This window comes from Rhodoferax saidenbachensis, assembly GCF_031457975.1.
GTDB classification, from domain to species: Bacteria; Pseudomonadota; Gammaproteobacteria; order Burkholderiales; family Burkholderiaceae_C; genus Allorhodoferax; species Allorhodoferax saidenbachensis_A.
Window position 1 is genome coordinate 80,261 of record NZ_JAVDXO010000008.1, and the last position, 22,429, is coordinate 102,689.

The window sequence follows — 22,429 nt, forward strand, 5'->3', positions numbered from 1 at the left end:
AGTGAGTCGCATTTATCCCCCTGGGTTGAGCCCCGTTTATGCGTGATTCGCCAATCAACTAGTGGAAGTCTCGACTGGGAGCGGCCAGCCGTCCTAAGAGATTTGTCAAATCAATAAAGTGTTTGGCCACCAGATTCCGTACTTCGCCTTCGCGTTGCCAAATCCCCGCCACTCCCAACAGTCGGGCGTTCATGAGCTCTTTCCGCTGCTGTTCGCGTACGCCCTTCCAGACAATGACTTGAACCGCACCAAACTCATCTTCCAGCGAGACAAAGATGACTCCATTAGCCGTCTCGGGCTGCTGTCTGAGAGTCACGATTCCGCAAGCTCTGACAAGCCGTCCATTCGGCAAGTCTCTGAGTTCTTGCGATGACTTGAAGCGCTTCATGGACAACTGGGTTCTCAAAAGAGCCATCGGATGTCGGCGCAGTGTCAAACCGAGCGAGGCGTAGTCAAACACGATTTCCTCCCCTTCGGGTGCCTCGGGAAGTTCCAGCAAGTCTTCTTCTACGGGCGCATCACGAAGCAGGGCAGGCGGTGCATGCAGCGCAGAGGCGTCCCATACTTGCTGGCGACGGTGACCGGACAGACTGCGCAGTGCGTCGGCTGCAGCAAGAATTCGCATTTCATGCTGCTCTAGGTTCGCACGCCGTGACAAGTCCTCGGCCCCCTCGAAAGGGTGGTCCGCCCGCGCGGCAACGATACGTTCAGCAGACGTACTTTTTAATCCAGAAATCAACCGCAGACCAAGGCGTACCGCTGGCTCATGCGGTAAGTCCTCCAATGTCGCATCCACATCGCTGTACATCACGTCGACAGCTCGTACCTCCACGCCATGCCGCTTGGCGTCCTGGACCAGTTGGTTTGGCGAGTAAAAGCCCAGCGGCTGAGAATTTAGCATCGCAGCTAGGAAGCATGCCGGCTCGGCATGCTTGAGCCAGCAACTGGCGTAGACCAGGAGGGCGAATGATGCCGCATGTGACTCTGGGAATCCGTACTCGCTGAATCCTTTGATTTGCTCAAAGATTTGCTCTGCATAGGCCTTCTCATAGCCGCGCGATGTCATACCATCCACGATTTTTGAATAGTATTTTTCCAATCCACCTTTGCGCTTCCAGGCCGCCATGGCCCGGCGCAGACTATCGGCTTCCCCGGCCGTAAAACCAGCAGCGAGCATCGCAATCTGCATCACCTGTTCCTGGAAAACCGGCACGCCCAAAGTGCGCCCAAGTGCTTCCTCCAATTGTTCACTCGGGTAGTCCACGGGCTCCTTGCCCTGGCGGCGATTGAGGTACGGATGAACCATGCCACCCTGGATTGGGCCTGGCCGTACCAGGGCCACTTCGATGACCAGGTCGTAGAAGCAACGGGGCTGAAGCCGAGGCAACATTGACATCTGCGCCCGCGACTCAATCTGGAACACTCCGACCGTGTCCGCCTTGCAAATCATGTCGTAGGTGCCTGGGTCCTCTGCAGGGATGTCCTGCATCTCAAACTGGAAGCCGCGCTTGGTGCTGACGAATTCAAGCGACTTGCGCAAGGCAGTCAGCATGCCTAGAGCGAGGACGTCGACCTTGAGCAGTCCCATGGCATCAATGTCGTCCTTATCCCACTGAATGACGGTTCGGTCCGCCATGGCTGCCGATTCAATCGGCACCATCCGGGATAGAGGACCCCTGGTAAGAACGAACCCGCCTGGGTGTTGTGAAAGGTGGCGAGGGAACCCCATTAGTTGCTTGGTCAAGTCCAGCAGCTGCCGAACATCTAGGTCGTCAGCATTCAGTCCTACCTCTGCCAACCGCTCGGGGCTGACCTCTCGACCATCAAACCAGTGGTGCCCTTTGGCCAGGCGCTCCAAGACTTCGAGTTCAAAACCCAGCGCCTTGCCAACGTCACGGATAGCCGACTTGGGCCTGTACGAAATGATGACGCCTGTAAGTGCTGCACGGTGGCGCCCGTACTTTTGGTAGAGGTACTGGATGACCTCTTCACGGCGTTCGTGTTCAAAGTCGATGTCGATGTCCGGCGGTTCATTGCGCTCCTTGCTGATGAAGCGTTCGAAGAGCACGGACATGCGGGCAGGGTCGACTTCGGTGACCCCAAGGCAATAGCAGACGACGCTGTTGGCCGCACTACCGCGGCCTTGGCAAAGAATGTGCCTGGACCTGGCAAATGCAACGACATCGTAGACAGTCAGAAAATACTGTTCGTATTTGAGCTCGCAAATCAGGGCCAATTCATGTTCAATCTGCCGCTGAACCTTTGCGCTCATGCCATTGGGCCAACGGCGGCCGGCACCCTCGTAGGTCACCCTGCGCAAGTAAGACTCCGGCGACTCGCCCTTGGGAACCACTTCTTCGGGATACTGATACTGGAGCTCCCCAAGGGAAAACGTACATCGAGCGGCCACGTTGAGAGTCTCTGCCAGCAAGTCATCCGGAAATGCCTGTCCTAGGCGCAAGCGCGTACGCAAATGGCGCTCCGCGTTCTGCTGCAGCTCTAGGCCGCATTCGGTCAGGGGTTTGCACACCCGGGTCGCAGTCAGCACGTCCTGCAGGGGTTTGCGCGAGCGCACGTGCATGTACACACCACCGACGGCAACCAAGGGCATGGCCGTGGCAGCACTGGCCTCGCGCATCTTGTGCAACCAGATTTCGTCATCAATCAGCCGCAGCTGCTCCACACCGAGCCAGCAGCGCCCGAGAAAGTGCTGGAGGGACCAGCGCCCAATGGACAGCAGCAGCTCTGGGCTGCTGCCCCTGGCAGGCATAACGACCACGACGCAGTCCTTCAAATCCTCACCCTGCAGGTCCTCCTGCCGGAGGCGATAGGTTCCCTTTTTGTCGGAGGCACGTCGGAGGCGAGTGATGAATTCGCAGAGGTTGCCGTAGCCGTTGATGTCCTGTGCGAGCACGACAAGAGTGAAGGGGGTTTCGCTCTGGACGTCGAACTGAGACCCTATGAGCAGCTTGAGACCTGCAGACTTGGCCTCCACATGGGCTCTGACCACACCAGCCAGGCTGCACTCATCCACTATGGCGAGGGCGGAGTAGCCCAGCTTCTTCGCACGGATGACCAGCTCCTCAGGCTTGCTGGCACCTTTGAGGAAAGAGAAGTTAGAGAGGCAGCAAAGCTCTGCGTATGAGGGCAGTAGTGACACTTGTCTGCCTCACGCGAAGAGTCCGTGCAAGTACCAAGACGCTTTTGCATCATCCGGCAGGCGCTGCTGAAAAATCCACAAGGCCCCAGCGAATGGGCTCAGCGCCACCCAGTAGTCTCGAACCGTGACCAGATTACGTTGGCCGTTGGAGTCCTTCACCCGATGCCACCAGCCACCCTCGATGCGTTCAGGCCCTAGCAGCAGTTGCAGCGGGCCTTGATACAACGGCTGGTCGTTGCTGACGTCCAGTCGCAACGGGGTGCGCAGCATCCAAGTGGGTTGCGGGCCAGGCACTTGCTTGGCCTTTGCAGGGGGGCGTTTCTCGTTCGCCGGCTGCCAGCGGTGCATGAACTCGAGGCGGTGGTCCTCGGTTAGGACCGGACGCAACACCCGACCTTTGCCCAGTCGCGCTTCAATGCGCTCCAGCACCAGGTCAATGGCTTCGCCCGTGGCCCTGTCGTCCGGTATCAGGGACCTGCTTTCCTCAACAATGGGCGTGACCTCAGTCGCGCTCAACACCAAGTCACCTGCAGGCGCCTTCAAGGTAACCTTGGCTAGGTTCTCACTCAGCAACCGAGAAAGGTGCTCGACGTTCTGGGTCGCCTGGGCGGTGCGGATGATGAGCTCGCCGCCGTCGCCGGCATCCTTCGACCGCATGGTGTCGTGACACCACTCCAAGGTGAAGGCTGTTACCCCACAGTGTCTGGCGGCAAGCCAGCCACTCATTTGCACGAGCAGGCGGCGAGCGCCGAACATCAGGCCAACAGCGTTGTCTACCCGGCCAGGCAACTCCAACCGTGCAGAAAAGGTTTCAGGCAAAGTGGCCCAGCGGTAGCTCTCAGGGCGCAGTCCATAGGCCTGGTCCATTGCCAAAAGTAGCTCGCTATCGAAGCGTCGACTGATGCCTCCCCGAGGGAGCCGGCGTACGTCCGCCAGGGTTTTGCAACCTAAGCGTGCCAGGGTGGCCCCATGCTTGGCCACGGCTTCAAGCGTTTCAAAAGGCAGGCGGTCCAGCAACTTTGGCAGGGGTTCGGCAAAGCCGTCTGGGATACCCACGCGTGCGAAGGCCAGGGCCGCCAGGCTGGTTGGAGCCCAAGCAAGGGAAGACACACCCAACTCTCCGGCGCCGTCCTCTATCAAGCCTCGTAGGACGTCCTCACCCCCAAACAGCCGCAGACTCTGTTCCACCTCCAACAGCACCGCCTGGTCCACTTGCGCGACACGGTTTGTGTACTGCAGAGCCCAGACCGCAATTCCGGCGGAGTCAGTGGGTAGCGAGCTGTCGGAGGCGACGTCGGTGAGCAGCGCTACCCAATGTGCGGACATTGGAGACCTCTGGTTGGACAATCAGCTGACTCGGATGCATCAGCCGCGGCGTGAAAAAACTTGCCAAGGTGCCAGGCACGGAATCCAAGGCAATGGACCCATCCATCAAGGCACCTTTGCGTTTCAAGATGTGCACTTGCAGCTCCCAGTCGGTACCAAGGGTCGCTAGGACTCTTAAGGGGGCAGGTGAGGCATCGCGCTGGGCAGCTTCCGGGCGGAAAAGGAATACAGGGCAGTCGCAGTTCTGCGCATGCACTTGCAGTCGCCGAAGCTGCTCCGCCCGGGCCTGGGGAAGCCAGGCGAGGATGGCGCCACCTCGAGGGTTGGCCTTGATGAGTTGCTCCGTGGTCCATAGACGCTCAGCGGGGGTGTCCGCAGCAATCCAGACCAAGCTCTTTTCGGGAATGCCCAGCTTGCTCAGCCCTGGGGTGTGGGGGCGCTTGGGAGGTCCAACGAGCAGCACCTGGCCGCCTGCCGAGGCGACTTGCGAAAGAGCTGGCGACAGGAGCCGCCACTCGCAAAGGGAGGGCTGCGGCTGCAATAGCTCAGTCAATGAGTTGCACGGCCAACCGCCTCCGGGGAGCTGGGCGTCCAGAGCGGAGAAGCCAGTCGGAACGACCGCTTCAGTGGCATGCCCGACCTCCGTTCCCCTCCAAATTGCTTGTGAAACGCTGTTTGGCAACAGTCCGGCATCGAAGTGACGCAACCCATCCTCTCCCAGAGGGGAAGGGGTGTTGACGATGCGCTGAGCTAGCGTGGACATGGATGGTTTTAAGAAGACTGTATGCGCATCCAGTATACTGAGATTGTCCAATCCGGCAAAATAACGACGTCTTTAGTCAACCATGCGCGCCACCCGCAAGTCCCACCCGGAGTTCGACCCAGCAGGTCTCTATGAGTACCCCGAGCATCTGCGCGGGCACATCGAAGGGATGCCACAAGCACCTGGCGTTTACATCTTCCATGGAAAGGAGGGGACCTGCCGCTGTACATCGGCAAGTCCGTTAACCTGCGCAACCGCGTACTGTCCCACCTACGTAATGAGGAAGAAGCTCGGATGCTGCGCCAGAGCCGGCGCATCAGCTACCAGCGTACGGCCGGCGAGATTGGGGCCTTGTTGCTTGAGGCCAGTCTTATCAAGACAATGCACCCGCTTTTCAATCAGAAGTTGCGCCGCAGCCGCCAGCTATGCGCATGGCAGCTTCCAGCATCCGGCCCACCCGTCCCAGAGCTGGTGTTTTCTACGGAAATCAATTTCAGCAGCAGCCCGCGTCTTTACGGCCTTTACTCCAGCCGCCGTTCCGCATTGCTGGCACTGCAGGCCATCGCAGACCTGCACAAGCTCTGCTACGGCGTACTGGGCCGGGAGAAGCTCGCCTCAGGCAGAGGGTGCTTTCGGGCCATGCTTCAGCAATGCGCGGGTGCCTGCTGTGGAAAGGAAAGTCGGGAGTCGCACGACGCCCGACTCCTGGCTGCTCTTGAAGAGGTTCAAGTCCAATGCTGGCCTTATCCTGGCGCTATTGGCTTAGTGGAGACCTTTGAAGACACTCAGCAGGTACACGTCATTCATCAATGGTGCTACCTCGGTAGTGCAAACACAGTCGAGGCGGCGAGCAAGCTGCAATGCACGGCTCCAGGGTTTGATGCAGATGGCTATAAGATTCTTTGCAAGCCATTGATGACCGGTCGGCAAGAGGTCATCTTGCTTTGACGCCCACGAGGTCGGCACCCTCGGCACCATCCAGGGACGGCGCCCAATATCAATGACCAGTCGCATGTAGCCGCCGTCATCACCCATTTATGATGGTGCAAAAGCATCTAAATCAGGGGGGAATATGGCACGCAGGGATAAATCGAGTCCGGCTGAGGACTTCATCGTTGTGGCATCCAAATTGCCCTGGTGGGTTTCGCTACTACTTGCATTGGTTAGCTACCTCGTGCTTCGCGCTTTTGCCAACCAGCCCATTGTGATTTCGACAGTCCCCGGAAAATCGATGGACTACCTCCTCCCATCGATGCTGAAAGGCATCGCAACATACGGACAGTACGTATTGCCAATTTTGCTGGTCATCGCTGCTGGCGTGTCTTGGTACAAGTCATGCAAAGCTGAGACCACGCAACAGCCAGCTTCTGGACTGGGTACTAAGCCCAGCCCAGTTTCAAACCAACAGTCGCCCAGTTGCCCAGTTTGCTCCAGCGCAATGATTCTGAGAGAGGCCAAGCGCGGCGCCAACGCAGGTAAGTCCTTTTTTGGATGCTCTGACTATCCCCGGTGCAAGGGCACCAGAGCTGCCGGCTGACTCTGTCGAACCGGTTTGACATGCCTAGAATTTGGGCCCCGTCAAAGCTAGGCAAGCTGATTACCGGTGCGCCTGAGTGGGTCCTTGCCCTGGATGGTGAGCAATTCATCTTGACGGTGGAAGACAAATCCCTCAGGGACGGTGTCTTGCTGCTGTCGGACTTGGAAATCAAGACCGGGCTCATCTGGGCGACATTGCGCCTAACCCTGAACAAAGGACAGTGGCGAACGCTCGGAGGCATTCCAAACCGAAAGGCAAAGGAACTCCACAAAGCCATCAACCAGGCAGTGCAGGTTCGGAGGTTCAAGTCAGCCCAAGGGCCATTGATGGTCTGGGCGACTGAACTGACACAAACAGCGAAGACCCAACTGCGCATGAAGGGATGGCTCAGCGGTGAGTTCATCAAGCGCCAAATCCAAAGCAAGCCCGTTGACCTGGGCAGCCTGCTATCCACTCCAGAGGTTGTCAAACACATCGAGGGCGAGTCGCCCCAGGTTCAAGAGGCTGTCAAACTGTGGAAACACGATTTGCAGGTGTTCTTCAGCAAAATCAATGAAGGCCACCTCGCCAAACAGATTGTCGACTTCAAGCCATTCTTTGACACTGTGGAGAAGTCGCCCCTGACCCAGGAGCAGGCCAAGGCCGTGGTCTGCCTGGATAACCGCGTGCTCCTGGTCGCCTCCGCTGGGTCGGGGAAGACCTCCACGATGGTCGCCAAGGCGGGCTACGCGCTGAAGAATGGCTATTTCGAGCCAGAGCGCATGCTCCTACTAGCGTTCAACAGCGACGCGGCCAAGGAGCTTGGGCAGCGCCTCAAGGAGCGGCTGACGCCTCTTGGACTGCCGGCAGAGCGCGTCGTGGCCAAGACGTTCCATGCCTTTGGCCTTGATGTCATCGGTCAGGCGACTGGTAAGCGTCCATCTCTTGCGCCTTGGCTCGAGAACGGCAAGGACCTCGAACATCTGCTGGAAATCGTGGATGACCTCAAAGACCGAGACGTCGTCTTTCGCGCCAGCTGGGACATCTTCCGAATCGTTCTGGTCCAAGACCTTCCCAAATTTGGGAAGGAGGAAGAATCCCCAGACTCTTGGGACGGGGCCACTAAACAAGAGGGGTTCAGGACGCTCAACAACGAAGTCGTCAAGAGCCGTGGAGAACAAGTCATTGCAAACTGGCTCTTCTACAACGGTGTCAAGTATGTCTACGAAGCAGATTACAAGGTCGACACCGCTGATGCTCAGCATCGACAGTACAAGCCAGACTTCTACTTCCCCGATGCAGACGCCTATCTGGAACATTGGGGTGTGAATGAAAAGGGAGAGCCGCCCCCCTCATTCGTTGGCTACAAGGAGAGCATGTCGTGGAAGCGGGAGGTGCATACCCGAAATGGGACCAAACTCCTTGAAACGACCATGGCTGACCTCTGGTCGGGCAAAGCCTTCCAGTACCTTGAGGCAGAGTTGCCGAAGCTTGGCATAACGCTGGACCCGGACCCCGAAAGACCCGTGCCAGGCCGGGCACCCATCGAGAACCCACGGCTTGCCCGAACCATCCGTTCATTCATTACCCATTGCAAAAGCAACCGCCTGTCGGGTAGTGAGCTGCGGGCTCGGCTGGACTCCGGGGTTGCGGGGAACTTCAAGTTTCGACACGCGCTGTTCCTCAGACTGGCTGAGAGGATTTCCGAAGAATGGGAAGCTCGCCTGAAGCAAGCCAACTGCATTGACTTCGAAGACATGCTGAACCATGCGACTGATTGCGTCGAGCAAGGGCGGTGGACCAGTCCCTATGAGCTGGTGATGGTGGATGAGTTTCAGGACGCGAGCCAGGCCCGCGCTAGGCTGGTCGCGGCGCTGGTGAAGGCCTCGGATAAGTATCTGTTTGCGGTGGGCGATGACTGGCAGAGCATCAACAGGTTTGCAGGTGCAGATTTGGGCGTGATGACTGACTTCGAGAGCAAGTTCGGACGTGCAGTCACGCTGAAGCTGGAGACGACCTTCCGTTGCCCGCAGGAACTATGCGACATCAGCAGCGCATTCGTCCAGAAGAATCCAGCTCAGCTGCGAAAGGTGGTTCGTTCATCACAGCAGCATGTTGAAGACCCTGTAAGTATTGTCCGGGTTGAGGATGAGGCTCAGATTCGGACCGCGGTGGCCAAGCGGCTTGCGCAAATCGCGGAAGCGGTCAGCCCAGGCAGCAAGCAAAAGGTCTTGCTCTTGGGGCGATACCAAAAAGACAGAAGCTATCTACCGCTGGACTACGACCAGACTCGAATTGAGCTGGAGTTCATTACGGTTCACTCGTCGAAAGGGCTTGAGGGCGACCATGTCATTCTGCCGAGAGTTACTTCTGAGACCTTGGGATTCCCGAGCGGTGTGGCTGACGACCCTGTGTTGCGGCTGGCGATGCCTGGAGGCGATGCGTACGACTATGCAGAAGAGCGGCGGCTGTTCTATGTGGCGCTCACCAGAGCTCGCTCGACGGTGACGCTGGTCACCATGGCGCACAAGGAATCTCCTTTCATCACAGAGTTAGTGAAAGAGCACCAGATTGGGCTGCGGAAACTGGACGGGTCGGTCGGTTCCGAGGAACTGTGCCCCAAGTGCAGCAAGGGATTCATGGTGCAGCGCCGGGGCAAGTATGGGCTTTTCATGGCGTGCAGCGCCTTTCCAAAGTGCAAGCACACGCAGAAAGCTCAGGGTGTAGCTAAAGCCCCTTGTAGAGAGACCAATTAGTTGAGAAATTGCTTCTTGGCGAAACAAGGACTTACGGCTTTGTGAGAACCATACTCTGAGAAATTAGCATTCATAACCTGAGAAAAAACGCTTGCATATCTAGTCCCCGCATTTCAGTTGACTGAAGATTTCTACTTAACCGGTCACATGACTTTCCGGCGAGCGCAACCAAGGCCAATTCGGCGATGAGCGGACAGACGGCTACTACGCCGTAACTATAGCCGCCTAGGAATCGCCGTGGGTTGGTTTACCTGGACAGGATGAGTGCCTACATCCTGTGTTTCGGGCGTGGTCTCGGCTTTGGTGCTTCCCTTGTGCAACAGCAAATGTGTCCACATCCTGGGCATGTGCACGACAAGAGACACGAAGGCATTCCCTTCGGCGGAGTGTGATTTTGCGAATGCTCTTTGTAGAGCGATGCACCGCAAGCGGGGCAAGTGTAGTTGCCTTCGCTAACGCACAGGCACTCGCTAGATGGCTGACTCATGTGTTCACGTCCTCGGTACTTTGGAAGTATGGACGTTACCCGCTTTCGTAGACATAAATCAACTTCCAGTTTGAAGTTGCTCGAACGCAGGCGGGCTCATTTGGTCAAGATGACTGTGCCTGTGGGCCCGATTGCAAAAACCTTCAATGTAATCAAACACGTCTGACTTGGCTTCCTGGCGAGAAGCATAGATACGACGTTTGAATCGCTCTTTCTTCAAGTTGCTGAAGAAGCATTCGGCAACGGCATTGTCCCAGCAGTTCCCCAGCGGCTCATGCTGGGCACCAGGTGGTCGTCATTGCACCAGCGGTTGAACTCATCACTGCCAAAATGGCTGCCTTGGTCAGAATGAATCATCACCGGGGTTTTGGGGCGCCTGCGCCACACCGCCATCATTAATGCATCCAGCACCAATTCGGTGGCTATGGTGGGTTTCATGGACCAGCCGACCACTGCGCGTGAGTACAGGTCAATCACCACCGTCAGATACAGCCACCCCATGCGTTTTGCGGATTTTTCGGGCGCGGCTACTTCTGCTGTCATGTTTTCTCCCTGTATTGGTTGTCCAATTTGGCAGCAGTTTAACGCTCAAGTGCTGGGGCTGGAGCCGACTCCTTGCTAGCTACCTCGATTGACTTCAGCCATCTTTTTCTTGTTGCCGAATTCTCAGTTAGACCAGAGCAGAGTGCCGCAAAATAGCGCTGCATAAATTCTAAATTTCAGGAGGAATCATGAGCGTCACACATAGCGTAAACACATCTTGGGACCCCGATGAAAACCAGCTTATTCAGCGTGCGCGTCTGCTGAACTCAAGCCCGGAGGTGGTTTACGACGAATTGATGGCGTATGGGAGTTTTTTATCCTCCGGTCACATGATTCTCAATAGGTTCGACAAGGAGCTTGAGGTTAAGCTTGCAGAGCGTAACGACCCCTTGATTAATCTGGGGCTCGCTTACAACGGGGTCAATCACGAAGTGCTGAGAAATCTTTACGCTCAAGCCAAAAGCGGCAGCGGAGATGCCGCGTACAACAAGGCCCTACAAGTCGCTGTCCTTTCAAACAAAGCGGCAGCGGACATGGACATCTCATTTGCGATGCTTCCGGCTATCAGCAAAGATGAGTTCTGGAGAATCGCGAAAGAGGGCGATGAGGACGAACTTTCTGCACTATTGAGAAACCCGGGTGCACGAGGAGTGTTGAAAGATATTTTCAACAGAAATCCTCCGCTGGATTCGCTTCCGGATGAGCGATGGAGACAGCTGGTCATGTATGCCACAAGTAATCCAGGACTTAACTATGACGACAGTAACGAGCACGGCCCGGATTTGACTGCCTGGGATATTCAGAAGGGCGTACTTAATGTACTGAGGACAGCGCCAGTGGATTCGCACTGGGTTTGGGCACTTCACCCGCTACTTATGGTCCTGAATCCATCAAACGTTTCAAGGCTGCCGTCGAAAGATGAGGCAATCAAGCTAATCGAGCGCTGGCGCAACGTGAAGGTGTCAAAGATGTTCGGCGAAGACAAAAATGAGGATGACGAGGGGTATTACACAGGAGCAAGGATGTCAGATGAGTTCTCTTGTTTGCTTGCCGCACTCTTTGGGCGGGTCTTCGTTAACAACAAATTCGAGAATATTGGCAGCAAAGGACATGAAGACCTGGTAATGCGGTGCGCGTGGTATGGCAGCGAAAAAATGAAGTCAGAAGAGGTTCAAGCCGGCATAGACAAAGACGGAAACGTCTTTGCGATGACTGCGCTACTTAATGACAACATACTTCTCGACAAGGGGTGCCGTCGAATACTTGAGACGACACTATCTAGGCCACTTGCGGCAATGTATAAGAGGCGGTGCGAACAGATGAGGTTGCGCTACAAATGGTTTGACACCTCGCCAGTTTCGGAAGATTTTGAAGAAGAGTCTGTAACGGATGAAATATCAGCGCTTGCAGATGCGGCTTCGGTTAAAGCCTTGGCAACGGAGTTGGCTGTGCTGAAAACAAGCCTCGCTGCGATATCAAGGTCCATATTCTGGGCTACCCTGATTCTTGGCGGGCTCATCCTGTACAAGTGAGCACTTCGAGCCCTAGTGGACGGCAGGTAACAGATAGTCATTTAGCGGAAGACCATCTGTAACACAGTGTGTCAGAATCATCCAAAAATATTCAAGGAGGTGGGATGGTTGCTGTTGTCGAGGTTGGCCTAGGCGCGCTTGGCGAGAGTTTCCTTTGCGGGGAATTCGTCAAGGTAGTGCATAAGGAGTAACCATGGAAACCAAGCATCAGGTCCCAAGGTGGCAGCGCGACTTCGAGCGATTTCTACCGCTAAAGAGCCAGTTTGTTCTTTCTGGAAACGTGCGAGACCTCCAAGTAGTGGAGGTTCAACCAGGTGTGGTTACCGCACAGGCTCTCAACCAGTCGATGGCCGCAGCCCTCAAGCGTGTGGGATATGCACACGTCTTGATGTTTCAGCCTTTGGCCGGCTTCAGCGTCATTTCCTCACTAGGCGCTACCAACGATAGCGGCGCAGCCCTTTTGCAGGAGCTTGGCTTGGCGAGCGAGGGGACGCAGGGTAGAGCCGGCGCAGAAGTCCTGGCGAGCGGCCTTGGTCAAATCGTGCGCCGCCAAGGCGAGCCGATTGCGCTCATTGTCGACTTCGCCGCCCGGCTGCTCACCCGGCCCACAGACCCTACCGCTGCCGAACACCATTTGTTCACTCAAGCTTTGTTACTGTCCCAGCAGGCGGTGCCAAGGCCCTCAGGCCCTGAGCGCAAACCCTTCTACAACACAGTGGTCTGGGTTGTGGAGAAAGAGGGAGACTTGCCCGACTGGTTCATCGTAGGCAACCCGCGCCTTCGCCACATTCCTGTGCCTCGACCCGACAACCGAGCTCGGCGTTCATTAGCCCCCGCGCTGCTCAAGCCACTAGTTGGGGCTGACAAAGTTAACGCGGAGGCCCTCAAGAAGGCGCAAGACGACTTCGTCGATGGAACGGAAGGAATGTTGCTGGCAGACGTAAACGCAATTTCCGTCCTGGCGCGTGTCGAGGGCGTAAGCGTTGACAAGATTGCAGATGCAGTGCGGCGTTACAAGGTCGGCGTTACTGAAGACCCGTGGCTACAGCTCGACCGCCAAAAAATTAAGAACGCTGAAGAATTTATCCGTGCGCGCGTGAAAGGCCAGCCTGACGCAGTCGTACATATGCTGGACATCGTCAAGCGCGCCGTCACCGGCGTTGGTGCAGGCCGGCGCGGTGGTCGCCCACGCGGGGTCGCGTTTCTTGCCGGACCTACCGGTGTGGGGAAGACCGAGCTCGCAAAGACCATTACTAGCCTCCTTTTCGGAGACGAGAGCGCCTACATACGTTTTGACATGTCCGAGTTCAGTGCGGAGCATGCCGACCAGCGGTTGCTTGGGGCTCCTCCGGGCTACATTGGCTACGACGCTGGAGGGGAGCTGACGAATGCGATTCGTGAGAAGCCTTTCAGCGTTGTTCTATTCGACGAAATTGAAAAGGCGCATCCCAGGGTGCTGGACAAGTTCCTGCAAATTCTGGACGACGGCGTCTTGACCTCAGGCCGCGGCGACCGTGTTTACTTCTCTGAGGCACTCATCGTCTTCACGTCAAATCTTGGCATCTATAAGTCCACGGACACAGGTGAAAGGACCTTGAACGTATCCCCCAGCGAGCCATTCCAAATGGTCAAGCAAAAGGTCGAGGAAGAAATCGAGCGGCACTTTAAATTCGTCCTGAACCGTCCTGAAATCTTGAATCGCATGGGCGAAAACATCATCGTCTTCGACTTCATCCGCGAGGACACTGCGGAGCAAATCTTTGAGCAGATGGTGAGCAGCACACTTGCTGACCTGAAGGCACAGGAAATGAGCGTCTCGATAGTGCCGGAAGCCAAGGCTAGTTTGAAGACACTGTGCCTGGCAGATTTGTCTAATGGTGGCCGGGGCATCCGTAATCAGGTCGAGGCGAACTTGCTAAACCCACTTGCTAGGGCTTTGTTCGACGCTGATGCCGAACCAGGGAGTAGCTTCTCCATTACGTCGCTGCAGGCAGGGCAGTTAAGCCTGGAAGCCGTCGCCTGATGGAAATCTCCCTGTCGAGAGTCCACTTTCCAGTGACTACGCTGGGGCCAGGTCGCCGGGTTGGCATTTGGATGCAGGGATGCTCCATTCGATGCCCCGGGTGCATCTCGTCCGATACTTGGGTTGAGAAGGCGCCTGGTACAACCGTGGACGAACTGCTCGTGCGCGTTGGCTCGTGGCTAGAGGAATGCGACGGCGTGACTATTTCAGGGGGAGAGCCGTTCGAGCAGGCCCCCGCACTCGAGATGCTGCTGCGGGGAATCCGCAAATTGACGAAGGCAAACATTCTGGTCTACAGCGGCAAGCGTTTTTCAGCGCTGACTGAGGAGTCGTCCGTCACTGCAGGTCTCATTGACTGCATGATTTCCGAGCCTTTCGAGCTCGATTCGCCTCAGACAAGGTACCTAATGGGAAGCGACAACCAACGAATGACGTTCATCACACCGCTTGGGCGGAAGGTGTTTGGTCCCTTGAATCGTCAGGCAGAGGACTCGGACCGCCGCTTGGACGTGATGTTTGATGAAGATGGCGTTGTTTGGCTAGCTGGCATCCCTGGTCGTGGGGACATGGCTCGTCTGCAGGTCCTCCTGGAAGAGAAGGGTACCTACTTGCGAACGACTGAGGCCAAAGCATGACGGAACTCGTTCGCTACTGCCCGAGCTGCCATACAGAGCGCCCTGTCTCTGAATTCTCATGCGAGGGCCTGGTCGATGGCCACCTGTGCAACTGGCCGCTATTGGAAATCCAGATTACTCCCGCCGGATGGAGACCTGCGACCGTCGTGCCTGCGGAGCAGCAGACTGCACCAGTCGAACCGACACCTTCCGTCTGTATCAACGGTCACCCTCTCGAGTTGGGCGACTTTATTTGCAGCACTTGCGGAGCTGATGCTGCAGGGCCTGAGCAGAGTGCCCCCTCGTTTGAGGACCCCCAGCCGGGGGGGAGCGCTGAAACGGTCATCGCTGGATGGCGCGTACTGCGCATGGCTAGTTCGACAGCGGGTCGCAGAGACAGATACCTAGTGCAGGAAGAAGCCGGGGAAGGCCAAGCAATCCTGACCCTGTATCACCATGGATGGGAACCGGACCCAGCCGTTTACGACGCGCTGCGAAGAGTGTCGTTGGAGCATGTGCCCCAGATTTTGACTACTGGACGGTGGCAGGATAGGGCATATGAGGTCGCCGAGGCACTCACGGGCGGAACGCTCACTGACCTTGGCATTGTTGCGTCTGATTCTGACTCAGTGCGACGCATCGCCTACGAGTTGGGAAAGGCGCTGGACGCCTTGGCCGAGGTCGGTTTACGGCATCGTGATATTCGCCCAGGGACGCTGCTGGTGCGAAACCGCAACCCTCTCGACCTCGTCATCGGGGGATTCGGTTCTGCCCGGCTTTCGGAGCACGACCTAGACATCGTCTCGCCTTTGGAGGTAACTAGATACACGGCACCTGAGGCGGTTGCTGGTGGCGTTGCGGCTGCATCGGATTGGTGGAGCTTGGGCATCGTATTGCTCGAGCAAGTGACTGCCGGCAAGTGCTTTGAGGGCATCGACCAGCAGGCGTTCCTCATACACGTGCTCGCCAATGGTGTGCCTATTCCGCCAGAGGTGCCGCAGGACGTCGCGCTGCTGCTGCGTGGGCTCTTGGCGCGTGACCGTCACAAACGGTGGAAGTGGAAGGAAGTTCAAGCCTGGCTCGACGGTCAATCCCCTGAAGCGCCAGAGGCCGGTGCAGAGGGCGGCGGCGGTGTAGGTCCTGCAATTACGCTTGGTGGCAAGGAGTACCGCAATCTAACTTCGTATGCCCTTGCGGCAGCCTCTGCTGACAAATGGGACGAAGCGCGAGACCAGTTGCTCCGAGGCGTTGTCACAGACTGGACGCAGGCCAGGGTGGCGCCAGCGGCCCAGGTTGCGGCGTTGCGGCGAATCGCCAAGGATGAATCCGTTACTGACGACTGGCGTCTCCTTGTCGCCCTGAAGGTGCTCAATCCCGACATGCCCCCGGTGATAAAGGGGGCCATCGTCAGTCCGAAATGGCTGCTAGAAAACCCCCTGGAAGGATATGAGCTCATTTGCGGTCCGGTACCAGACCTGCTGCATGAGCTGGACCAGGACAACTGGCTCCTGCGCCTGAAGGTTAGAGCCGCCACGGTGAGGGAACGGGCGGAACACCTGCACATTGAGCTGGATGAAGACACCCTGCGTGTGTATTTGCTCAGCACCTCTAGGGCGAGGCTGACGGCCGAATGGAGCGCTCGCCGGCGTGTGTTCCCCGACTCGGAGCACCTCGGGCTGTTGAATCTCTTGGAGCGACGTAGCCTCGCAGAAGAAGACCTTATCGTGGTGCTGAGCGCGGCCCCCACGCAGTTTCGCTCATGTGAAGCGCTGGTGGAGGAAGCACGCCAGCTTGCTCTGTCCGGAGGGGTTTCGACCTTCGATGTGGCCGTTGCGACAGACATGGTCAATTGGCCGCGGGGTGAGATTCTTGAGGCGGCAACCGAGCGCATCGAGGGCTTTGCCACGTGCGCTTACGCGCTAGTAAACGAGTGGGCGGACCGGTTCCGGCTTGACCGGCGGATGCCACTTTCCCAGGCGTTGGTGCTCCTTTCCGTACCCAAAGAGCAGTGGCAGGAACCTCATAAACAGCAGTACGTATCCCACCTGCTTTCCTTCTTCGAGAAGAAGGTCGTCTCGACCGTCATGCGTGGGCCCCTTGTGCGAATGACTATTGGCAAGAGCACGCCTAGGGTAGACATCAAGGAGCTACACACCAAGCGAATGGATGCTAGCGGACTCTTGGACCATCTTCTCAAGCGTACCGCCACTACTCAAACGCTGGACCCAACTGCACTAGACCCTTCCACGACGACGGCTTTCCGCCTTCAGGCGCTGGACCGAAGCAGCGAGTTGTACAAGCGAGATACAGGCATCGACGGCATGTACCTCGGGTTCCCATTTCTGCTGACCAAGGAAAGAAAATCAGGTGCAAGTACGCGTATCGCACCCGTCCTGCTGTGGCCGGTTCGCGTACATCACGAGGTCGGTGCCCGCAACAATGTCCAAGTATCCTTTGACAACGACCGGGAGGAGGTTCGCTTAAACCCAGCGCTGGAAGCGCTCGTCGGACAGGAAACTGTCAAGAAGTGGGCCAAGGTCGCGGAGGAGCTGCTTGGGCGTTCCGCCTTGCGGGCGGTAGACGTCATCGACGCTTTCGGAGCTCTGGCCACCCCCCGCTCCCGAGAGCTGTCGCCGTTGCCCAATCCGAAGACAGATGTGCCGGTAAACAGCATGCAACTCGAGTATGCGGCCGTGTTGTTCCACATGACCTTCATGGGACAGGCTATCGGAGAGGAGATTCGCAACCTGAAGGCACTCCCGCCGGCTGGAACAGGACTGGAGACAGCGCTGCGCCTACGCAATAGCGAGGCGGCTACACCTGCCGCATCGCCCCGGCCGAAGGAGCTGGACCGGTTCTTCACTGTATTCAGCGACCCATCTCAGGAAGCGGCAGTGTTGCAAGCGAGAACGGCTCCCGGCTTGCTCGTGGAGGGACCGCCCGGTACGGGTAAGAGCCAGACCATCGTGAATATGGTCGGTGACGCCATTGGGCGAGGCAAGAGCATCCTCATCGTTTGCCAGAAGCACGCTGCGCTGGAAGTTGTGCACAAGCGATTGGTTGCAGAGGGCTTGGGCGAGCGCATCGTCATGGTCAACGACGTAAACAAGGACCGACAGCCCATCATCAGGGCGGTGCGAGAGCAGCTCGATACGGTGGTGCGCCGGCCAACCGATGCAGCAGCGCAGATTCAACGTAAGAGAGAGGCTGTGGCGGCTCGCATCGAATCGAACGAAGCGACGCTGGACAAGCACCACACTTCTTTGCACCAAGTCGATGAGGCCATCGGCCTGAGTTACCGCGTCCTGCTAGGAGAACTCATTGAGCTGGAGCAGCCCTCGGCCCCCCCTGAAGTTCCAGCTCTTCGGGCGATGCTCCAGCGGATGAACATTGGCCAACTCGTTACGTTGGAGGAGGAAGTAGCACCAGCTGTTCGCTATTGGCTTCCAGCCAAGTACGAGAGCAGCGCCCTGGCCTCCCTGCAGCCGTTCGCAGCGGATTTGGCGACTCTGAACGATTTCCGAGCGGCTTTCGAGCAATTTGCGAGAACCGAAGAAACACGTCATCAGGTACTGACCACGCGGGCATGCAGCTTTGAGGTCGACGACCCACAGCCGCACCGCATCTGGCTGTCGTCGTACGGGAATGAATTCCTTTCGATGCCTGAGGAACAGCGGGCATTTCTAGCGAAGTGGCTTTCGCTTTTCCGCGAATCCGGGGCGGCAGAGCCTGCGGGCATACGGCTAATAGACCAGCTCCGCAAGCTACGTGATGGTCTTTCTGCCTGTCGCAACCAAGATTACGACTCGAAGCTCTCCAGTGTTGTCGCGCGTTTGCCCGTGGATGGCCTGGAGCAGCTGCGCGTCTTGACCAAGGAAGCCCTCGAGCCTCTGAGCTTTTTCGGCCGGCTGAACATCTTCCGCATCCTGCGCAAAGGCAAGGTATCTAAGTTCCTTCAATTCGCTGGCGATGTGGCAACCGAAGAGCGCATTACAAGGCTTCTTGCGGCGGTGCAGTTGGAGCAAGCTTGGCGGCCTTACCGTGGAACCGCTGGGCAGTTGCATTCGGAGCTTTCTTTGCCCGGGTTAGACCCGGACGCTGGCCCGACGATGCTCGCCACCGAGGCGAAAACGTTGTCTTCCTTGCAAGCAGTGGCTACCCAAGCCGCACACCTGCAGTCGGCGCCTTGGGCGAACCGGATGGATGTTACCGCTCTGACTGGAAGCCGTGACGCTTTTCTCAAGCTCTTTGCCGAGTTCGATTCCGCGTTTGCCCGACACGAGGTGCGCACGGACAGCCTTGTCGCGCTAAATGACTTGAGGCCTTGGATGCAGCCTCCCTGGCTGCAGGAGTGTCAGCAGACCATCATTCGCAACGAAGGAAACGGGCAGCGTGTCACACCTATCGCATCTGCCATGCCTTCTCTGGCGGCTTATCAGTTGTTCCGCGGGCGGGCTGCCAAGCTGTCGCAGCAGGCCTTACAGGTCTTCGCTGTACTTCGCACCAAAGAAGGCCAGTTGGCCGCATTGCCTGCCGCAAATTTGGAAGACGTCACCCGTCGCATCTTGAATCGCGAGGCCCGGCTGGCCTGGAAGCAGGCGATGGAGCAGAGCGTGCCCGAGTTGTCGATGGAACGGCGCGAGTTAGCTCAGAAGGTTTCGGTCTTGGAGCAGTTGGATAAGGAGATGCGTCTATTGAATCGCCAGCTCCTCCAAGTGAATTTCGACTTGGCCAGTATTCGCCCCGCGAGGGAGTGGGACGACATCACTAGACTGGTCGGCGCCCGGGCTAGGCGCCTTCGGGAGTTCATCGAACTTGGAACAGGACTCGGCTTGATGAAGCTACGTCCTGTCTGGCTGATGAACCCAGATGTTGCTAGCCGCGTCCTGCCGCTCAAGGCTGGCCTGTTTGACACAGTCATTTATGACGAAGCGTCACAGATGCCAGTGGAGTACGCTTTGCCGACGCTCTTCCGGGGCAAGGTGACAGTGGTGAGTGGGGACGAAAAACAGATGCCGCCCACGGCCTTTTTCGCAAGCAAGGTGGAAAGTGACGAGGGGAATGCTTTTGATGGCGAGCTTCCAGATGAGGACGCCACTGCGGAAGAGAAAGATGCCTTCGAGGAAACCTGGAACCGTCGGGAAATCAAGGATTGCCCTGACCTTTTGCTGCTTGCACGGTCGAATTTGCCCAATGCGCGGCTGCAGATTCACTACCGTTCTTTGTTCCGCGAGTTGATTGGGTATTCCAACGCTGCCTTCTACGCAAACGACCTGAGTGTTCCGGTGCGCCACCCTGAAGAGATTGTCAGAGCGGCACGCCCTATCGAGCTGGTAAGGGTTGATGGCGTTTACACGGAGCAGACCAACCCGGCTGAAGCGCAGCGTGTGGTTGAGATTCTTGCTCAGCTCTGGAGCGTGCCTCACGGGCAACGTCCGTCCGTGGGCATCGTGACTTTCAACCGCAAACAAGCAGACGTCATAGAGGATGCTATTGAAGCGCGGGCCGAGGAGGATGCTGCTTTCAGGTCTGCCTACAGCCAGGAGAGTCAACGATACGAAGATGGCGAGGACATGAGTGTTTTCGTAAAGAACGTCGAAAACGTGCAGGGCGACGAGCGCGACGTTATCGTGTTCTCTTCGACGTTTGGGCGAAATGCACAGGGCTCGTTCCTGCGATTCTTTGGCGTTCTGGGTCAAAAAGGCGGTGAGCGGCGTTTGAATGTTGCGGTGACCCGCTCGCGCAAGAAGGTCTATATGGTGACGTCCATGCCCATTCCGGAAATCAGTGACTTGCTGACCACGCGGCGTGCTCCCGCAACGCCCCGGGATTTCCTGCAGGGCTACATGGAGTTTGCGCGGCTCATATCCTCTGGTGAGTTTGCCGCTGCCAAGGCGCTGCTCGCACGCATAACCCCTCGGCGAGACGTTGTGCGTTCCGAGACTTACGGTGGTGGAGCCGACGATGCCTTCTACCGCTCCGTGGGTGACTATTTGCGCTCGTTGGGTTATGAAGTCAAGGCTTCGGAGGATGCGGACGCTTTCGGCCTAGATTACGCCATCGAGCACCCGGAGACAGGTCTGTTCGCCATTGGCATCGAGTGCGACTCCCCTCGCCATCCTCTGCTCGCGCACGCCAGGGCACGGGAGGTCTGGCGTCCACAAGTGCTCCAGCGCTCACTGTCAGTTTTGCACCGGGTTTCCTGCCATGGCTGGTTCCATGACGGAGAGCAGGAGCGGGTGAGGTTACTGAACGCCGTGAAGATGGCGCTGGAAATGAGGCAAGCCGCATGAGTGGACCAAAGGTCGTCAGAGTTGTTACCCGAGAAGAGCTCGTTGCAGCAGGCACGTCCCTTCTCGCCCGGCTTGATGCAGCTGTCCAACAGTGGCAACGCAATTGTGGTGACTCGGCGAAGCCGGCTGATGTGCAGGTCACGAAAAGCCGGCGTGACGCTTTGGCAGCGATGCTGGCTGCGGACAGATTCTCTGAGTTTGAACAAGCGGCAGCCAAAGAAATCGACTTTTTGCAGGCCGATACAGAACAGCGCCGCGAACGCGCCGCTCAAGCCCGGGCTCAAGAACGAATTCGAAATGCGAACGGCCAGCAGTTGGCGAGAACGCTACTGCGGTCTGGCTCGAATCTAACTTCGCAGGTGCGCACAGAACTAGAGAAAGCGTCCGCGGGGCAGCTGTCCGTGGCTGAGATGGATGCGGCTTTGTCCCGCGCAAGACAAGCATTGTTCCCTGCCGCTTCTCAAGACATTACGCCCGAGCAAAAGTCGCTTGCGCAGCGGCTGGGAGTACAGGAGACGGAGACGTCCTTCGAAACGTGGAAAGCCAAATCGGCGAAGCCGGATGTTCGTCTTCAGTCTGTATTCACGCACCTCGCGGAGCTTGAGACGCTTGGTTTTGGGGCGGAAGCGGGTGGGCTCGAGGCGCAGCTACGCTCGGTGCAGTCGATGGACGAAGACGCTAACCGTGACATGCGCCTGGACACGCTCGTCCTTGCGGTACGCAAGGCGAAGGATGGAGCAGTTGCCAAGGTGAAGCGTCTCAATCAGGTCGAGTTGCATGCCGCGGAGCTATCCGCAGCTGTTGGCGACTCAGAGACGCTGAGTAAGCTGCGCAGCGTTACTCTCGCCACAAGTCAGGAACAGCTTCAGGCGATGGTCACGCTAGCCCAAACAGAACTCGCTAAGTCGCAAGAGGCTGCCAGCGCAGCTGCGCGTCGCAAGGCTGTTCTTGAGGGCTTGCAAAAGCTTGGCTACCTGGTTCAGGAAGGTCTATCGACTATGGCGGTCGACTCAGGCCGACTCATTGCGCGTAGTCCCGTGAATGGTGTCTATGGAGTCGAGCTCGTGACGGGTGCGAATCAGAAGGTGCAGGTCAGGTCTATAGCCTTTGACGCTGCGCGTGACTCGTCCCAAGACGTAGCCGAGGAGCGCAGGTGGTGTGGAGACTTCGGCAAACTGCAGGCCGCCCTGCAGGCAGGCGGCTGCGAAGTGGTGGTGGAGAAGGCGCTCGGTGTTGGCGCAACGCCTCTGCGTGTCGTAGAGGCGGTCGAGGAAAACCGACGTGGCCAAACTTCGCCCGGAGTGGTTGGTCGGAGTAGGTAACCGTAACTATTATCCGCAGCAAGCTGAAAACGCAGTTCTGCGGTCGTCCAATCAGCCCCAGGTCTAGCCTGGGCCGAGTACGAACCGATGCAAG

Annotated in this window: 11 protein-coding genes and 1 pseudogene; 8 read left to right on the forward strand and 4 right to left on the reverse strand. The window is 57.5% G+C overall.

Annotated features, from left to right (window positions below; translation table 11 throughout):
- Positions 1–58: 58 nt before the first annotated feature.
- Genes J2X15_RS16040 through imuA form a run of 3 tightly spaced genes read right to left on the reverse strand, consistent with a single transcriptional unit; the run spans position 59 to position 5,249 of the window.
- Positions 59–3,160, reverse strand: coding sequence for an error-prone DNA polymerase (locus tag J2X15_RS16040; protein WP_310344549.1), 3,102 nt, complete (start codon positions 3,158–3,160; stop codon positions 59–61).
- Positions 3,161–3,169: 9 nt separating this feature from the next.
- Entirely contained in the window at positions 3,170–4,486 is a 1,317-nt protein-coding gene (locus tag J2X15_RS16045; protein WP_310344552.1) for a Y-family DNA polymerase, read from the reverse strand.
- A complete protein-coding gene (gene imuA / locus J2X15_RS16050; protein ID WP_310344554.1) occupies positions 4,425–5,249 on the reverse strand; it encodes a translesion DNA synthesis-associated protein ImuA in 825 nt (274 codons plus the stop codon). Before imuA ends, J2X15_RS16045 begins: the two co-directional genes overlap by 62 nt.
- A 294-nt stretch (positions 5,250–5,543) precedes the next feature.
- Here imuA and J2X15_RS16055 point away from each other — a divergent pair, with 294 nt between their 5' ends.
- The 3 genes from J2X15_RS16055 (at position 5,544) to J2X15_RS16065 (ending at position 9,521) form a co-directional block, all read left to right on the forward strand.
- Positions 5,544–6,197 (forward strand): endonuclease, encoded by a 654-nt coding sequence (locus J2X15_RS16055; protein WP_310344559.1) that lies wholly within the window; start codon positions 5,544–5,546, stop codon positions 6,195–6,197.
- A 304-nt stretch (positions 6,198–6,501) separates the two neighbouring features.
- Complete coding sequence (locus J2X15_RS16060; RefSeq protein WP_310344826.1) at positions 6,502–6,786, forward strand: topoisomerase DNA-binding C4 zinc finger domain-containing protein; 285 nt, start codon at positions 6,502–6,504, stop codon at positions 6,784–6,786.
- A 20-nt stretch (positions 6,787–6,806) separates the two neighbouring features.
- Entirely contained in the window at positions 6,807–9,521 is a 2,715-nt protein-coding gene (locus tag J2X15_RS16065) for a UvrD-helicase domain-containing protein (RefSeq protein WP_310344827.1), read from the forward strand.
- A 545-nt stretch (positions 9,522–10,066) separates the two neighbouring features.
- Here the strand turns inward: J2X15_RS16065 and J2X15_RS16070 are convergent.
- Positions 10,067–10,506, reverse strand: a pseudogene (locus J2X15_RS16070) (IS3 family transposase); the annotation flags it as partial.
- A gap of 233 nt (positions 10,507–10,739) precedes the next feature.
- Here J2X15_RS16070 and J2X15_RS16075 point away from each other — a divergent pair.
- The 5 genes from J2X15_RS16075 (at position 10,740) to J2X15_RS16095 (ending at position 22,335) form a co-directional block, all read left to right on the forward strand.
- Positions 10,740–12,083 (forward strand): hypothetical protein, encoded by a 1,344-nt coding sequence (locus J2X15_RS16075; protein ID WP_310344563.1) that lies wholly within the window; start codon positions 10,740–10,742, stop codon positions 12,081–12,083.
- A 193-nt stretch (positions 12,084–12,276) separates the two neighbouring features.
- Positions 12,277–14,106, forward strand: coding sequence for an AAA family ATPase (locus J2X15_RS16080; RefSeq protein ID WP_310344566.1), 1,830 nt, complete (start codon positions 12,277–12,279; stop codon positions 14,104–14,106).
- Positions 14,106–14,741 carry a 4Fe-4S cluster-binding domain-containing protein gene (locus J2X15_RS16085; protein ID WP_310344568.1) on the forward strand — a complete coding sequence of 212 codons (636 nt, stop codon included), beginning with the start codon at positions 14,106–14,108 and terminating at the stop codon, positions 14,739–14,741. Before J2X15_RS16080 ends, J2X15_RS16085 begins: the two co-directional genes overlap by 1 nt.
- Before the next feature lie 347 nt (positions 14,742–15,088).
- The gene (locus J2X15_RS16090; protein WP_409034294.1) at positions 15,089–21,013 is read left to right on the forward strand and encodes a protein kinase domain-containing protein; all 5,925 of its coding nucleotides are present in this window, start codon (positions 15,089–15,091) and stop codon (positions 21,011–21,013) included.
- Positions 21,010–22,335 (forward strand): hypothetical protein, encoded by a 1,326-nt coding sequence (locus tag J2X15_RS16095; RefSeq protein ID WP_310344574.1) that lies wholly within the window; start codon positions 21,010–21,012, stop codon positions 22,333–22,335. The genes J2X15_RS16090 and J2X15_RS16095 overlap by 4 nt, the downstream gene beginning before the upstream one ends.
- Positions 22,336–22,429 lie beyond the last annotated feature (94 nt).